Origin of the sequence: Occallatibacter riparius, from assembly GCF_025264625.1 — a bacterium.
GTDB lineage: Bacteria > Acidobacteriota > Terriglobia > Terriglobales > Acidobacteriaceae > Telmatobacter > Telmatobacter riparius.
Genome location: NZ_CP093313.1, coordinates 5,776,414 through 5,792,466, shown reverse-complemented (window position 1 = coordinate 5,792,466; position 16,053 = coordinate 5,776,414). Strand labels below are relative to the sequence as shown.

Sequence of the window (16,053 nt, the reverse complement as noted above, 5' to 3'; positions counted from 1 at the left end):
TCCCAACCGATATCGGACCGAGGCCTATCCGGACGGGTCTTGTTACGCTGGTGAGTAATTCCGCTTGTGAAGGGTATCTCTTCTTCGCCTATGAATCGTCGCGACCTCATCCTCGGCGCCACCTCCGCGGCATCTCTCGCCGCCATGCCTCTGCAAGCACAGAGCGGCAGCAAGCCATCTCTTCCATTCGCGGATCTCAACGAAGCACCCGCGCAGATAACGATCTACGCCGGTCTAGACAACGCGCGCCCCCTCACTCGCTCCGGAGGCGAGTGGCGCTCCGGCGACTTCGCCGTCACCCTAGCCAACACCCAGACCGGCATCGCCGTCTCGCTCTCAGCGCCTGCTCTCGCTGTAACGCACCTGCGTCTCCGCTGGCACATCGCGCATCCTGAGGACATCCTGGTTTTCTGCGACGCATGGGAGCGCTCCTATGGCGACCTCGGCTGGCGCAACGTCATCCCTGAGCGCCCTCTGCCCTGGTACTGCGCCGTTCATCAGAACAGTGTCACGCACTGCTATGGCGTCGAGACCGGCGCAGCAAGCTTTGCGATGTGGCAGGTCGACACGGCAGGCATCACTCTCTGGCTCGACGTGCGCAACGGCGGAGAGGGTGTCCAGTTAGGCGCGCGCGCATTGCAAGCAGCCACACTGGTTGGCCGTCGCGGAGAACCCGGCGAATCGATCCACACGGCATTGTCTGCCTTCTGCCGCACCATGTGCCCCTCGCCACGCCTGCCGAAGACCACCGTCTACGGATCGAACGACTGGTACTACGCCTACGGCAAGAACACCGCGGAAGGCATCCTCCGCGATGCCGACATCGTGGCCTCCCTCGCGCCCGCCAGCGCTCCCAAACCATTCGCCATCGTCGACGACGGCTGGCAGGACAAGCGGGCCTTCCCTGACATGGCAGCCCTGACCGCGCAGATCCGCTCCCACGGCGCGCGCCCCGGCCTGTGGATTCGCCCCCTCCGCGCGCAGGAGGGAACCGACCGCAAGCTCCTTCTTCCCGATGCCCGCTTCGGCAACCACTCAGAGCGCCTCAGAGATCTTGCCTACGATCCCACCATTCCCGAAGCTCGCGATGCTGTTCTCGAAACCATGCGCCAGGCCGTCGAGTGGGGCAACGACCTCGTGAAGCATGACTACTCCACCTACGAGCTGTTCGGCGCGTGGGGCAGTGAGATGGGTCCATCGATGACCACCGGCAATTGGCACTTCAACGATCGTTCACGCACTAACGCCGAAATCGTTCTCGATTTGTATCGTGGCCTGCGTCAGGCCGCCGGCGACCAGACCGTCATCATCGGCTGCAACACTATCGGTCATCTCGCGGCCGGTCTCTTTGAAGCCAATCGAACGGGAGATGACGTCAGCGGACGCGACTGGGAGCGAACCTGCCGCATGGGTGTCAACACCCTTGCCTTCCGCCTCCCGCAGAACCGCGCCTTCTTCATCGTTGACGCCGACTGTGTCCCGCTCACCAAAGCCATCGAATGGGAGAAGACACGCATGTGGCTCGATGCGGTCGCGCGAAGCGAAACTGCGCTGATCGTCTCGCTCGAGCCAGGCGCGGTTGGCAATCCCCAGAAAGATGTGCTGCGTGAAGCCTTTGCTATCGCGGCGGCAACGCCCTCCGCCATTGCCGACGACACGCTCCTCACCACCACTCCACAGCATTGGACATCTCATCGCGCCAACGGAACGCAAACCATGACCTACAACTGGAACGAAGACGGCGCGTCCCCATTCCCGATCTAAGCCACTCGATCGAATGCACCCCGTATAGTGCCGGACATACCTCCTGTCGTGCTATACTCCCGACGCGAATAACAACAATCAAATTGCAGTGTCTTTCGGGGTGCTCTCGTGCGCAAGCTTTGCCATGTCCCTGTTGCCTATTGTCTCTTCGCGATCTCAGTTGCCTTCTCCACAAGTTCTTCAGCCCAGAATAAGAACCCGATTGCCCCTTCGCTCATAACGTCACCCGTGATGGAGAATGCGCGGGTCACGCTCCGCGGCAACATCCATCCCATGGCGCGGGCGCAATTTGATGTGGGCCCCGCCCCGGCAGGGGCTCGCGCCGATCGCCTCATGCTCATTCTCAAACGCAGTCCGCAACAGGAAGCCGCGCTCAATACTTATCTGGATGATGTGCAGGATCCCGCTTCGGACCAGTTTCACAAGTTTCTGACCCCGGATGAATTTGGTAGCAGTTTCGGCATCTCGGATGCCGACGCTGCGCAGGTCAAGCAGTGGCTTGGCAGCCGCGGCTTCACCGTGGCCGGCATGAACAAGGGCCGCACCGCCATCGAGTTCTCCGGCACCATCGAGCAAGTCGAACAGGCCTTCCGCACCTCCATCCATCGCTTCAGCATCGCCGGGGTCGAGCACCTGGCCAATGTAGGCGATCCGCAGATTCCCGCTGCCCTCGTGCCCGTGATTGGAGGCATTACAAGCCTGAATGATTTCAAGCCCCAACCCAATATCGTGACGGGGCCGAAAGCCAAATGGGATGCAAACCTGCGCCGGTTCACGCCCGATCTGACCATCTCCGGCAGCGGCACTCATTACCTGCTTCTTGGGCCTGGCGATGCAGCCACCATCTACAACACGCCCAATTCGCTCAATACCCGTCTCGCCAGCGGCCAAGGCCCCTACGATGGGACCGGCGTCACGATAGGCGTTGCCGGCACCACCGCGCTTACTTTCGTCGGTGATACGTTCTATCGCCAAATGTTCGGCCTGGAGAGCTTCAACATTCAGGGCGCCGTCAGCGTGATCGACGGCAACCCCGCAAATCTCGATCCGTACGCCGACGAGACCGAGGCCGCCGCTGACCTTGAGATTGCCGGGGCCCTTGCCCCCGGCGCTAACGTCATCTACTACGCTGCCGGTGACACCGCATTTCAGCCTGGGCTGTTCCTCGCCATTTATCGCGCAATTGACGACAACCAGGTAAGCATCCTCAACGTTAGCTACGGCGCGTGTGAAGCGGCGCTTGGCGCATCTGGCAACCTGCAGGTTCTGAATGCATGGAAGCAGGCCGCGGCGCAGGGCATCACCGTTACGGTCTCCAGCGGCGACTCCGGCTCCGCAGGGTGCGACAACCAGAATCTGGTGACCGCCGCAACGCAGGGCTTCGGTGTGAACGGCCTCGCCTCCACGCCTTACAACATTGCTGTCGGCGGCACGGACTTCGACGCACTCGGCAGCAGCTTCACAACCTACGTTGGGCCGAACAGTACCAATTTCACCTCCGCGCTCAGCTACATCCCCGAGGAACCCTGGAACGACTCTACCCAGACCAACGGCGCCCTTTCATCCAATAAGCCTCTTCTGAGTTCCGGCCAAACCAACATCTGGGCCGGCGGCGGCGGCGCAAGCAGCGCCGCAAACTCGTCGGGCGGCTACCCCAAGCCGGATTGGCAGAAGGGCTTCTCGCCCAGCAACACTGACTCCGTGCGCGATTTGCCTGACGTGTCGCTGTTCGCCGGCGCCTCTCATTACAACGCCATGTGGGCGCTGTGTATCCAGAGTGACTGCAGTGCGGGATCGTCCTCAACTGTCCATGGCGTAGGCGGAACCTCCACCTCCGCCCCTGCGCTCGCCGGCATTCTTGCGCTGGTGACGCAAAAGCTTGGCGCAGGCGCCCGCTTAGGCCAGGCGAATTGGGTGCTCTACAAGCTGGCGCAGACCACTCCCTCGATCTTCCACTCCATCACCAATGGCAATAATTCGGTCTACTGCAAGACCGGCTCGCCCAACTGTGGCTCTAATAATTTCCTCATGGGCTACAACGCCCAGGCGAAATACAACATGGCTACTGGCCTCGGTAGCATCGACGCCACTCAGCTGGTGAATCACTGGAACGACGCTTCCCGGGGCGCGACGACGACCACACTGAGCCTCGATAAGTCGACCTTCACACACGGCTCTCCCGTTACCATCACGGCCGGCGTGAACCCCACATCCGCAACCGGCGCAGTCGCCATCACCAACGACTATGCCTCGCAGCCCAACGCAACCGCCAGCAGTCCGACGTCAACCATCTTGGCTCTGAGCGCCGGGTCGGCCCCCGGCAGTTACAGCCAGTTTCCGGGCGGAACCTACAACGTCTATGCCAGCTACGGTGGAGACGCCAGCCACAGCGGCAGCATCTCGCAGCCGGTGAAAGTCACAGTCGCGCCGGAAGACAGCGTGCTCAATCTCTCCGTTGACAGCGTGAACTCGACCTACCAGTTAGTGAACGCGGCAGGGAAGACCTTGCCGCTCGGCACCTTCATTACGGTGAATGCCCAGCCCGTGGGCGTGTCGCAGGCGGCCAGCGCGCATCCCGTCACCAACGCCACCGGCACCGTTATCTTCAGCGACGAGGCCGTCGGCGAAGCGTATCCGTTCGCCGCGCAGGCGGCGCTCGACTCAACGGGCAACAGCGAAGCAAACACGAATTATCTGCAGGCCGGTCCGCATTCCATCACAGCTTCCTACAGCGGCGACCTGAGCTATAACGCGAGCACCGCAAGCACCGTGAATTTCACCATTGCGCCGGTCGGGACCACCATTTCACTCGCGGCGCTGCCCTATCCGCCTAATCCGCAGCAGACGCAGCTCAGAGCGCAGATATCAGCTCCCATCGGCTCCATGGCGAACTTTTCACCCGGGGGGACCGTTACGTTTACTGACACTACGCGCAACGTGGTGCTCGGAACCACCAACTATTTCCAGCTCGAATCGTGCACGGGAGCGACGACCTACTGCTTCGTGGCCTACATCCAGACTGATCCCATGCAATTGGCGGCAGGTGACAACTCCATCATTGCGAGTTTTTCCGGCGACCGTAACTTCAACGCCTCGGGAAACTCCTCTCCGGTAACCGTCAACTGCCCGGCAAGCTGCTGGAACGCGGCAGGGCAGTGGCTGGGACTTAGCTTTTATCCGTCCACGCCCACCGGGCCGCTGTCCGCAGGGGTAAGCTCCACGACGCCCGTGGACGTTTCCGGATATGGTGGCTTCACAGGTGACGTGAACTTTACCTGCACGGTCGCTGGCAAGAGTTCCAGCGATCAGCACATCCCCACCTGCAGTTTCAACCCTGCCAAGGTGACAATAGTCAACAGCGCTCAAGCCGTCGAATCCATACTGACGCTCTCCACAACCGCTCCCACCAAGAACGCGATTGCAAAACCGAATTGCGCGGCGGCATCGTGGGGACCGGTGACGATCGCCTTCGGATCCCTGCTGCTGTGCTTCGTGCCCGCTCGCAAATTCCGTCGTAGGTATCTGGTTGTTGCAGCTTTGCTGTTTTTGTCGCTTGGCTCGATGGCGGCATGCGGTGGCGGCGGCTCATCGGGCGGATCAGGCGGCGGCGGTGGAGGGACCACGATCCCGGGCACTACTCCCGACATCTACACCGTGACCATCCGAGCCGTTGACGCCGCCACTGGAACAGTCACTGCTCAGAACTACTTCAACTTCACCGTGCAGTAGCTGGAGGGACGGGAGTTGCGTCGGGATTCACCCCGCCGCAGCCCCGTCGACACACACAGCTCATGCTGCGAAGGCATGTACACGCCGCCGAACATACACTTCAATCAGCACCACATTGATCGAAAACCCGATCCAGAACGCGTATCCGAAGAACTGCGCCGGCTGCCAGTGCGTTAACCGGCTCGTCGCGAAGAACATGCCCATCACCGGCCGCGTCGTTGCAATTCCCAGCAGCGTAGCGATCCCCCGCAGCAGCCACCGCCGCTGCAATTCCACGTCGCCGGAACCAGCCAGCCTCCACGCCCGCGCCAGGCACCACAAGAACCACGTATTGAATGTCAGCACCGCAGCCCGTTCCACCCATCCACCCACCGCGAATGCGCTCATCGCATAGGCCGTCACGCCCACGATCATACCCAGCGGATACAATACCCGCTCCAGCACGTTGGCAAGCCGCCCCCGCCCGAACATCACGACCGGCACGATCAGCACAAAAAGCAGTGCGGGGATGATGTGCGCCAGCGTCAGAGCCATGTGAGACGCAAACGACGCGTCCAGATTCGCCAGCTCCGGCGCTCGCGACGTCGCCCCTTCCCCTGTCCCCAGCGCCATCAGTCGGCGCACTACTACCAGCACCGCAATTGCGGTGCAAACCCAGAATCCGACCCGCAGAATCCGTTTCACCCCTGACCTCCGGCCCCGCCGCGTTCCCGCATCAAGTCCTTACGCAATGCGCCGTGTAATCGTTTCACCCGGTTTCCTCGTTTAATCCTCACAAACCCCTGCATTTGCATGCGCCTGCCCGGGTTCCTCCCGGGTTTCGCTCTACCTCGCATCCGTGATAATCTGATCCAGACACTTGAGAGTGGACTAAGAGAGTAAGAGGAGTAACACACGCCGTGCTGGCGACTGCAAAGAAAACTGACCTGATTCAACGTTTCCGCACCCACGATACGGATACTGGCTCCCCCGAGGTCCAGATCGCGATTCTGAGCGAGCGGATCGGAGAGCTGACCGAGCACTTCAAGACCCACAAGAAGGATCACGCCTCTCGTCGTGGCCTTCTGATGCTGGTGAGCAAGCGCCGCCGTCTTCTGGATTACCTCAAGACGCACGACACAGACCGCTACCGCGATGTGATCGGCAAGCTGGGAATCCGCAAGTAACAGGAAACAAACCAGATTCCGATCTTGACGCGGAAGTGCCCAGACCGCACGCTGGTCATGGCCCCTCCTATATTGGCCTGGGGCCATGCCGAACCTGGCGAACTCCTCCTGTTGCCAGGGCTTGCGCACAGTTGTCGCTTCTCCGCGATACCTTTATCCGCCACCTCACAGATAGCAACGCGCCCGCCGAAGTGGGCGTCTTTCTGCATGGTGGCTCTGCGGCCCCGCGTCTCTGCGGTCGTGCCGCCCTCAAGTTTCCCAAGCGAACAAACGAAAAGAGGACACTATGTCTACCAAGCATGAAGTAGCTGTCGAGCTGGCTGGCGGCAAGCGGCTGGTATTTGAGACCGGGCGCATGGCCAAGCAGGCCAGTGGCGCTGCCCTGGTTACAGCCGGCGAAACCGTCGTTCTCGCCACCGCCGTCGCCTCTCCTGACCAGCGCGAAGGCATCGACTTCTTCCCGCTCACTGTCGACTACCGCGAGTACACTTACGCCGGCGGACGCATCCCCGGCGGCTTTATCAAGCGCGAAGGGCGCCCCTCCGAGAAGGAAATCCTCACCTCTCGTCAGATCGACCGCCCCATCCGCCCGCTCTTCCCTGAAGGCTTCCGCAACGAGACCCAGGTCATCGCCCTCGTCTTCTCCGCCGACAAGGAAAACGATCCTGACGTCGTCGCCATCAACGCTGCCGCTGCTGCCCTGGCTCTCTCTGACATCCCCTTCGGCGCCATTGTTGGTGCTGTGCGCGTAGGCCGCGTCGACGGCGAATACATCGTCAATCCCACTTACGCCGAGCGCTCCACTAGCAGCCTCAACATCATGGTCGTCGGCCACAAAGACGGCATCGTGATGATTGAAGCCGGCGCCAAGGAAGAGATCGAAGAAGTCGTGATCGGCGCCATTGAGTTTGGCCACGAGCAGATCAAGAAGATTGTTGCCGCTCTCGAAGATCTCGCCTCCAAGGCAGGGAAGACCAAGCGCTCCTTCACGCCTCCGGCCCACGACGACGCCTACTACAACGAGCTTCAGTCGAAGATCGGCGACCGCCTCAAGGACGCCCTCGACACCAAGACCCACGCCAAGACCGAGAGCTACGCCCTCGTCAAGCAGATCAAAGATGAGCTCGCCAAGGAAATTCCCGCCGACGACACCACCGGCGCCAAGAAGAAGCTCTCCGAGTACTACGAGCTGCTCCGAGAGCGCACGTTCCGCGAGCAGGTCACCAAGGACAAGATCCGTCCCGATCGCCGCGCCTTCGACGAGATTCGCGCCATCAGCATCGAGACCAGCGTCCTGCCCCGCACCCACGGCTCGGCTCTGTTCACCCGCGGCGAAACCCAGGCGCTCGTCACCGCCACCCTCGGCACGCCCGATGAGGCGCAGCGCATGGAGAGCTATGAAGGCGAAATGAAGAAGCCCTTCATGCTCCACTACAACTTCCCGCCGTTCAGCGTCGGCGAAACCGGCCGTATGACCGGCGTCGGCCGCCGCGAAGTGGGCCACGGCGCACTCGCCGAGCGCGCCATCTCCGCCGTCCTGCCTGACGAATCGCAGTATGCCATCCGCATCGTCTCCGACATCCTCGAGTCGAACGGCTCCTCGTCCATGGCGTCCGTCTGCGGCGCTTCGCTGGCTCTGTTTGACGCTGGCGTCAACCTCAAGGGCGCAGTTGCCGGTGTGGCCATGGGACTCGTCAAGGAAGGCGATGACTACGCCATCCTCACTGACATCGCCGGCGCCGAAGACCACTACGGTGACATGGACTTCAAGGTGGCAGGTACCCGCAAGGGCATCACCGCTCTTCAGATGGACATCAAGATCGGCGGCCTCACCCGTCAGATCCTCTCTGAAGCCATGGATCAGGCGCGCCGCGGCCGCTTCTTCCTGCTCGACAAGATGGACGCCGAGTTGGGCGGACCGCGCACTGAGCGCTCCAAGTACGCTCCGCGCATCGAGACGGTCATGATACCCACCGACAAGATCCGCGACCTGATCGGCAAGGGCGGCGCCACCATCCGTGGCATCGTCGAGCAGACCGGCGCCAAGATCGATGTCGACGACACCGGCAAGGTCTCCGTCGCCTCCAGCGACGCCGAAGGTCTCAACAAGGCCCTCGCGATGATCAGCGACATCACCGCCGTGCCTGAAGTCGGCAAGGTCTACCTCGGCAAGGTCGTTCGCCTCGCGGAGTTCGGCGCATTCGTCGAGCTCTTCCCAGGCACCGACGGCCTCCTCCACATCTCTGAAATCGCCGAGCACCGCGTCAAGGACGTCAAAGACGAACTCCGCGAAGGCGATCAGGTGATGGTGAAGGTTCTCGCCATCGAGGGCAACCGCATCAAGCTCAGCCGCAAGGCCCTCATCAAGGAGCAGAAGGCCAAGCTCGCAGCGCAATCCGGCGCACCTGCCGCTGAAGGCGAAGAGCCCCAGGCCGAGCAGCCGCAGCGCTCCGAGCGTGGAGATCGCGGAGACCGTCGCGAACGCCCAGAGCGCCAGGAGCGCCCGCAGCAACCTCGCCATGAGTTCGACGAGAAGCAGCCTACCTCGAACCAGAGCACCATTCTCATCGAGGGCGGAGAAGACTTCGACGAAGAAGACGGCGAGGAGTTCGACGAGGAGAACGAGCCCAACTTCAACCGCGCCGATGGCGCCGCGGCTCCCGTCGGCGGCCAGCAGCCCGGCGGCGGCCGTCCTCAGGGCGGTGGCGCAGGAGCCAACAACCGCGGCCGTCGTCGTCGTCGTCGCGGCGGACGCCCCGGTCAGGGCGGCGGTCATCAGGGCTAATCGCTAGAATCAGCCACAAACACGAGGCCCGGAGCACGCGCTCCGGGCCTCATTTCTTGTTCTAGTGGGAAACGACCTCTTTTGGCCTTTGACCTCATAACCACATCCGGATACATTTTCGATACTGTCAACAAGTGCAGGCGCGCCAAAATCCCAGTTCGAGCTAGAATGATGCGAAATACCCGGGCCCCCAAAAGACTTCACCCGTCGCGGCAATTGGGCGAAGAGTTGCTGTATTCCAGTCTGCATACAGACTGAAAGCCACGGCAGAAGCCTATAGTTAGTGTTCGAGAGGCTGCTTCCCAGGTCGGACGAGCACACGAGGAGAGACCCTGGTGGAGAACCACGGTGACGGCGGTTCGAATTTCGACATACCTGGAATCCAGCAGCGTGCAGGCGATTTCGTAGCGTCCTCTATGGACGCCATCATCACCTTCAACGAGCAGTGGAAGATTGTGCTCTTCAACCCCGCCGCCGAGCGGGTCTTCGGATATCGCGCGAGCGAGGTTCTGGGAAGCTCCGTCGACATGCTCTTAGCGGAGCGATTCCGCCAAATCCAATGCAGCCATGCGAAGTCGTTCGCTGACAGCGGTGCTACCTCCCAGCCCATGGGCCCCGAAGACCAGCTCTGGGGCCTTCGCACCAACGGCGAAGAGTTCCCCTTCGAAGCCACCATCACGCGCACGCAGGTGGAAGGCGCTATACTCTTCGGCATCCTTCTCCGCGACATCACCGAGCGAGTCAACGCTCGCCGCGCCCTCGAGCAGAGCGAAGCCTTCAACCGGAACCTTGTTCTTCACTGCCCGGTGGCCATGGTCGTTACAAGCCTGCCCGAACAAAAATGCGAGATGCTCAATCGCAGATTTACTGAGCTCTTCGGATACACCCGGGAAGATGTCCCCGACGTGGGGCATTGGTGGGCGCTCGCTTATCCGGATGAAGGCTATCGGCAGACGATGAAGGAGCGGTGGGAAGCCCGTCTCAAGAGAGCCATCGAGAGGTCCGAAAGCTTTGAGCCGTTCGAGGCGCTGGTCCGGTGCAAAGACGGCTCGCAGAAGTACATCGAATTCAGCGTTTCGTTCGTAGGGAATCGCAGCGTCGTCACCTTCGTCGACCTCACTGATCGTTACCTCGCCGAGCTGGAGCGCCGCCGCGGCGAAGAGAAATACCGCGAAGTTGCCGAGGTAGCTCCAGTGATGATCTGGATGACCGATCCACACGCTATGAGCACCTATCTGAGCAAATCGTGGGTCGACTTCACTGGCGTTCCGCTTGAGCGGCAGTTAGGCGACGGCTGGGCCGAGACCATCCATCCCGCTGATCGGGAGCGCTGTTTGGAGGTGTTCAAAGCGGCCGCTGCCAAACGCGAGCTCTATCACCAGGAAATGCGCTTCCGCCGCCATGACGGTGAGTATCGCTGGATCTACGACACGGGCGTTCCGCGCTACAGCTCCGACGGAGAGTTCGCCGGCTACATCGGGTCCTGCCTTGACATCACCGACCGAAAAACAATGGAAGAAGCCCTTTCCACCTTCGGCCGCAGGCTGCTGCAGGCGCAGGAAGAAGAGCGCCTCCGCATCGCGCGCGAACTGCACGACGACTTTGGCCAGCGCCTCGCTGTCATCTCCATGGAACTCCAGGGAGCCGGCAAGGTCCTCGACCACGTTCGCGAGCTGGCCTTCGACCTCCAGTCGCTATCCCACCGCCTGCACTCCAGCAGCCTCGAGCACTTCGGGCTCGTCGTTGCCACCCGGCGTCTGTGCAAGGAAATGGGGGAACGCCTCGGCATCGATATCGAGTTCCATTCCGAGAATATCCCGCGCAATGTCGCCTACGACATCCGCCTCTGCCTCTTCCGCGTCAGTCAGGAAGCGCTCAAGAACATCCTCAAGCACAGCAATGCGCGCAACGTCGAGCTCTCTCTGGTCGGCACAGACACCGAGATTCAGCTAACCATTCAAGACTCAGGCATCGGCTTCGACATAACGAACGTGGACAAAGCCGCTGGCCTCGGCATTATCAGCATGCGCGAGAGGCTCAAGCTCGTGAACGGCGGCCTCAGCATCCAGTCCGTCATCGACCGCGGCACCACCCTCCGCGCAACCGTCCCCGTCGTTCTTGAACAAGTCTGGCGTATGCCCGAGATGCCGACCGCTCCCGCCAACGTTTAGTTCCAACGCAAATAGAAACGCCCGCCATGAAGGCGAGCGTTCCGTGGTTGGCGCCGAAGGCGCAGTTGGCCGCACCGCAGGTGCCTACGACTTCTTCAGCGCCCTCTTGAGCACGATCTCCAGCGCCGCCTTCTGCTCGGCATAGTCCGACGCGCTCAGCGTCCCGGCAATCTTCTCGCTCTCAATTGAGAACAGCTCTTCCTTCAACGCCGCCAGCAGCGCGCCGTTTCTTCCCGCCGGGCTCGCCACGTGGGCAGGCGCATGCGCGGCCGCCGGCAGATGCGGCGCCACGGGCGCAGTTCCGGCCACGGCACCAGCGGGAAGCGCCGGCTTGCGCAGCAGGAACGCCGCCGCTGCCGCCAGAATCAGCCCCAGCCCGCCCAAAATCCACCACTTGTACTTCGTCAGCGGATCAGGCTGGTTAATCGGCTCGCCGATACCGCCACCTGGGCCACCCGCAGGCTGACCACCCTGCGCAGCTTCCTGCTGACCACCGCCCTGCTGCTGCTCGCGCGGCATCGACCCAGTTCCCGCAACGGTAAACTCGAACGACCCGCCCGGCTGCGCATTCTTCAGCAGATACGTCTGCAGCGAAGGATCCTGCGGAATCGGCTGGTACGCCGCACCCGATCCCGGCGTGAACGTCATGCTCTTTGGCAACTGCACCGCCAGATTCGCCGTGGGCATCAGCACCGAAGGCTTGAACGTGTACTTGCCCGTGTACGGAATGTGGTAGTGCACCTGGAAGACCGTCATCTTGTCCGGTCCCTGGTCGGGCTCAATCGGCGTGCTGAATGCGTAATGCCCGCTCGAACCCAGCTCCTTGGGCTGCGCCATCGTCGGCAGTCCGCTCGGCCGCGTGGCCTCGGCCATATCGACCACCGCACCCTTCGGCAACGAAAACACAAACGTGCTGTCGCCCGACTTCGTCATCTTCGGCGAGCTGTTGTTGTGCACAATGTACTGTTCCGTCACGTCGAGCTGCTTTGGGTTCGGCGCTTCAAGGTTGAAGATCTGGTCTTCCACCGTGACCGCCACGCTCGGCGACGCATCATACACGCCGATGTCTCCTGGCCCTGCGCCCGGTGGCGGTTCAATAAAGTAGCCCGATCCCTGGTGATCAGCGCGAATCAGGTAGCGTCCTTCGCCAGGCTCCTGAAGTGTGTAGTGCCCCTTCGCATCGGTCTTCGTCGTCGCCACTTCGGCCATGCCGCTCATCGGCGAAACCAGCGTCACTTTGTCGCCTGCCGACGGCTTGCCCGTTGTCTTGTTGGTCACCGTGCCTGAAACGCTGGCCGCATACGCCGTCGTGCCGAGGAGAAATGAGCAGAATACGGCAGAGGTAAGCTTAAGGTTCTTCGATCTCATGTGTTTGTGTGAGTCCTGGTTTCTTCTGTGTTGATGAGACTTCGCGCTTCAATGAGTGACTAGCGCCGCGAGCACCGCTAACCCCGCTAGCTCCGCTGTCTTTAAGACAAATGCTCAATCTCCGCCAGCAGCGTAGCCGTCTCGCGTTCCAGCACTGTCCTCTGTTCCTGGTAATCCTCTTCAGGATACTTGCCGGCGCGAAACTCGAAATTCAGATCGCGGAGATTCTCATAGAGCTGTTCCTTCCGCTCCAGCAGATACTCCAGCCGGGTCTTGTCGGTCTGGCCTGCAAAGCCGTTCTCCGGCCAGAACGTATACAGAAACAGTGCGATCAGCAGAATGCAGCCCATCAAAAGGCCCATGGTCTGTGTCATGGCTTAAAACCCTCCATCCGCGCCGGTCTCGCGGCGAATCTTCTCGCGCAGCGCCGCCATTTCAGGGGTAATCGTTTCCGTCCCGCCCGGCACCCCGGCTAGGGCAGTCTTGCCTACGGTCCAGTGGCGCACCAGCAGAACCACGCCGAACGTCGCAGCCAGCAGCACCGCGAACGGCGCAATCCACGCCACCAGGTTGAATCCATGCGTCGTCGGCGCGGCCAGCACCGTCACGCCATACTTTGACGAGAACGCGTTCAGAATCTCCTGGTCGCCCATATTCGAAGCGATATCGTCGCGCAGTTCGCCACGCATGCGGTCACTCTCAGGGCACCCCACGTGGTTGCACTCGCCCAGCATCTGCGAGCAGCCGCACGTGCACATCAGCCTGTGCCCCAGGTCCGTGAACCGCGATCCCGCATCGCTCGCGCCCAGCGCAAAGCACACTGCCACTGCAAGCAGCAGCGCCTGGGCGCCTTTCATCCAGAAACTTGTCCGGCCCAGCGCCTTCATCCCCGGCCTCCCTGCGCCGACCCGGCAACCGCGGGTTCAGCAGTGGCTGCTCTCGCCGGAACCTTCAGCGCGGCCGTCGCAGGAGTAAGCGGAGGAACAATCGCGAACAGCGTTCCGAACACAAGCAGCGCAAATCCGCCCCAGATCCATCCCACCAGCGGATTCAAGAATGCCTTGATGATCGGCTGTCCCGTCCCAGGATTCACGCCCTCATACACCACATACAAATCCCAAAACGGATTCGAGTGAATCGCCACCATCGTCTGAGGCTGTTGGCTCGCGTGATACACGCGCTTCTCGGGGCTCAACTGGAATACGCTCTTGCCGCCCTTCTGCACATCCAGGGTGGCGAATTCCGAGTCATAGTTCAGGTTCGAATCCTGGCTGAACCCCAGGCCCTCCAGTACATACGGCCCGATCTCCATCTTGTCGTGCAGGCCCATTTCTTTCTCAACGTTCTTGTTGAACGCCGCGCCGCACAGACCCACGATGATGATCACCAGTCCGATGTGCACCAGGTATCCGCCGTACCGCCGCGTATTCCTCCGGCTCAGCAGATACGTCGCAGCCACTAGGTTCTTCCCTGTCTGCTTCGCAATCACCCGCGCCCCGCGATAGAACTCACTCAGGATCGCCACCATCACAGCGGCCGACAATGCGAATCCCACCAGCGCGTAGAACTTGCCTTGCACAAACCCCGTATCGTCCCAGGGCCGCGCTCCGCCCACCATGCACACAATCACCGTCGCCCACAGTGCAATCACTGGAACAATGAAGTTCTTTTTGATCGCCCTCATCGAGGCGGCCCGCCACGGCAGCAGCGGACCCACACCCGTCAGGAACAGCAGGAACAACCCAATCGGCACCGCCACTGCGTTATAGAACGGCGCGCCCACCGTCACCTTCGTGCCCTGCACATACTCGCTCAGGATCGGGAACAGCGTTCCCCACAGGATCACGAAGCACGCAACCAGCAGCACAAGATTGTTGAACAGGAAGCTAGACTCGCGGCTCACCAGCGACTCGAGGTGATTGTCCGTCTTCAAATGGCTGCGCTGCAGAATGTAAGCGAAGATGCACACCGCCAGCACAATCACCATGAAGACGTAGAACCAAGTCCCGATCGACGACTGCGCAAACGCGTGCACTGAACTCACCAGTCCCGCGCGCGTCAGCAGCGTGCCAAGCAGCGTCAGCATGAAGGTCGAGAAGATCAGCCACACGTTCCAGCTCTTCATCATGCCGCGCTTCTCCTGCATCATCACCGAGTGCAGGAAGGCCGTGCCCGTCAGCCACGGCATAAAGCTTGCATTCTCCACCGGGTCCCATCCCCAGTAGCCGCCCCAGCCCAGCACCGCGTACGCCCAGTGCATGCCAAGAAAGATTCCGCACGACAGGAACAGCCAACTCACCAGCGTCCACACGCGCGTAATCTTGATCCACTTCTCGCCGGGATAGCGCATCATCAGCGCGCCCAGTCCGAACGCGAACGGCACCGCGAAGCCCACGTAGCCCAGATACAGCATCGGCGGATGGATCACCATCTCCGGATACTGCAGCAGCGGATTCAACCCGTTGCCGTCTTCCGGAATCCCGCCCTTCAGCACCGAAAACGGCGGTGCCGCAAAATTCAATATCGCCAGGAAGAACAGCTGAATGCCCGCCAGAATCGTCCCGGCATACGCAAACAGCTTCACGTCCGTCTTGTGTCGCAGCCGCAGTACGAATCCGTAGATCCCCAGCAGCCACGCCCACAGCAGCAGCGACCCCTCCTGCCCGCTCCACAGAGCCGCAAACTTATAAGGCCACGGCAGCGCGCGGTTCGAGTGCTCCATGATGTACGTGATGGAGAAATCGTTGGTCAGCGCGGCAAACACCAGCGCAAACGCGGCGGCCGTGACGGCTACAAACCCGGCGATCCCGGCGCGGCGGGCGGTGTCTGCCAGACGCTCCGGAGCTACCCGCGCGGCCTGGCCCGTAGCCAGTAAGCGCAGCGATACGGCCCCGGCAAACAGATTATAGGCAGCCAGCGCCAGCGCAATTATGAGGGCAAAACTTCCGAATGTTGCCATGAGAGCTCCAAAGCTATCTCTGTCCATTCTCGCAGGCTGGACAACCCCAACGACCCCTAAACCGACCCGCAAGCAGACTCTGCTCAGTGTCTTCAGGGATTCGACGTACCG

General features: G+C 61.5%; 10 protein-coding genes. 5 read left to right on the top strand and 5 right to left on the bottom strand.

The genetic code is table 11. The features are described 5' to 3' along the window. Positions 1 to 90 precede the first annotated feature (90 nt). Together MOP44_RS23715 and MOP44_RS23710 are read left to right on the top strand one after the other, a co-directional pair. Positions 91 to 1,764, top strand: a complete 1,674-nt coding sequence (locus MOP44_RS23715) for an alpha-amylase family protein (protein WP_260792886.1) — start codon at positions 91 to 93, stop codon at positions 1,762 to 1,764. Positions 1,765 to 1,995: 231 nt separating this feature from the next. Continuing rightward, on the top strand, positions 1,996 to 5,493 hold the full coding sequence (locus tag MOP44_RS23710) for a protease pro-enzyme activation domain-containing protein (RefSeq protein ID WP_260792885.1): 3,498 nt from the start codon (positions 1,996 to 1,998) through the stop codon (positions 5,491 to 5,493). 60 nt (positions 5,494 to 5,553) lie between these two features. Here the strand turns inward: MOP44_RS23710 and MOP44_RS23705 are convergent, their stop codons facing one another. Then, a complete protein-coding gene (locus MOP44_RS23705) occupies positions 5,554 to 6,177 on the bottom strand; it encodes a DUF2306 domain-containing protein (protein WP_260792884.1) in 624 nt (207 codons plus the stop codon). A 215-nt stretch (positions 6,178 to 6,392) separates the two neighbouring features. Here MOP44_RS23705 and rpsO point away from each other — a divergent pair, with 215 nt between their 5' ends. The 3 genes from rpsO to MOP44_RS23690 all read left to right on the top strand — a co-directional run bounded on the left by rpsO (position 6,393) and on the right by MOP44_RS23690 (position 11,615). Beyond that, positions 6,393 to 6,659 carry a 30S ribosomal protein S15 gene (gene rpsO, locus MOP44_RS23700; RefSeq protein ID WP_260792883.1) on the top strand — a complete coding sequence of 89 codons (267 nt, stop codon included), beginning with the start codon at positions 6,393 to 6,395 and terminating at the stop codon, positions 6,657 to 6,659. Between the two features lie 286 nt (positions 6,660 to 6,945). Next, a complete protein-coding gene (gene pnp, locus MOP44_RS23695; RefSeq protein WP_260792882.1) occupies positions 6,946 to 9,444 on the top strand; it encodes a polyribonucleotide nucleotidyltransferase in 2,499 nt (832 codons plus the stop codon). A 335-nt stretch (positions 9,445 to 9,779) separates the two neighbouring features. Next, entirely contained in the window at positions 9,780 to 11,615 is a 1,836-nt protein-coding gene (locus MOP44_RS23690; protein ID WP_260792881.1) for a sensor histidine kinase, read from the top strand. Positions 11,616 to 11,699: 84 nt separating this feature from the next. Here MOP44_RS23690 and MOP44_RS23685 read toward each other — a convergent pair whose 3' ends face one another. The 4 genes from MOP44_RS23685 to MOP44_RS23670 all read right to left on the bottom strand — a co-directional run bounded on the left by MOP44_RS23685 (position 11,700) and on the right by MOP44_RS23670 (position 15,942). Continuing rightward, the gene (locus MOP44_RS23685) at positions 11,700 to 12,983 is read right to left on the bottom strand and encodes a carboxypeptidase-like regulatory domain-containing protein (protein ID WP_260792880.1); all 1,284 of its coding nucleotides are present in this window, start codon (positions 12,981 to 12,983) and stop codon (positions 11,700 to 11,702) included. A 101-nt stretch (positions 12,984 to 13,084) separates the two neighbouring features. Further along, a complete protein-coding gene (locus tag MOP44_RS23680) occupies positions 13,085 to 13,357 on the bottom strand; it encodes a hypothetical protein (RefSeq protein WP_260792879.1) in 273 nt (90 codons plus the stop codon). A gap of 3 nt (positions 13,358 to 13,360) precedes the next feature. Further along, positions 13,361 to 13,870 carry a cytochrome c-type biogenesis protein gene (locus MOP44_RS23675; protein ID WP_260792878.1) on the bottom strand — a complete coding sequence of 170 codons (510 nt, stop codon included), beginning with the start codon at positions 13,868 to 13,870 and terminating at the stop codon, positions 13,361 to 13,363. After that, on the bottom strand, positions 13,867 to 15,942 hold the full coding sequence (locus MOP44_RS23670) for a heme lyase CcmF/NrfE family subunit (protein WP_260792877.1): 2,076 nt from the start codon (positions 15,940 to 15,942) through the stop codon (positions 13,867 to 13,869). Before MOP44_RS23670 ends, MOP44_RS23675 begins: the two co-directional genes overlap by 4 nt. Between the last annotated feature and the right edge of the window lie 111 nt (positions 15,943 to 16,053).

Excerpts from the sequence above, each read along its gene's own strand:
- MOP44_RS23715 (WP_260792886.1), top strand. The coding sequence starts at position 91 with ATGAATCGTCGCGACCTCATCCTCGGCGCCACCTCCGCGGCATCTCTC.
- MOP44_RS23710 (WP_260792885.1), top strand. The coding sequence starts at position 1,996 with ATGGAGAATGCGCGGGTCACGCTCCGCGGCAACATCCATCCCATGGCG.
- pnp (WP_260792882.1), top strand. The coding sequence starts at position 6,946 with ATGTCTACCAAGCATGAAGTAGCTGTCGAGCTGGCTGGCGGCAAGCGG.
- MOP44_RS23685 (WP_260792880.1), bottom strand. The coding sequence starts at position 12,983 with ATGAGATCGAAGAACCTTAAGCTTACCTCTGCCGTATTCTGCTCATTT.
- MOP44_RS23680 (WP_260792879.1), bottom strand. The coding sequence starts at position 13,357 with ATGACACAGACCATGGGCCTTTTGATGGGCTGCATTCTGCTGATCGCA.
- MOP44_RS23675 (WP_260792878.1), bottom strand. The coding sequence starts at position 13,870 with ATGAAGGCGCTGGGCCGGACAAGTTTCTGGATGAAAGGCGCCCAGGCG.
- MOP44_RS23670 (WP_260792877.1), bottom strand. The coding sequence starts at position 15,942 with ATGGCAACATTCGGAAGTTTTGCCCTCATAATTGCGCTGGCGCTGGCT.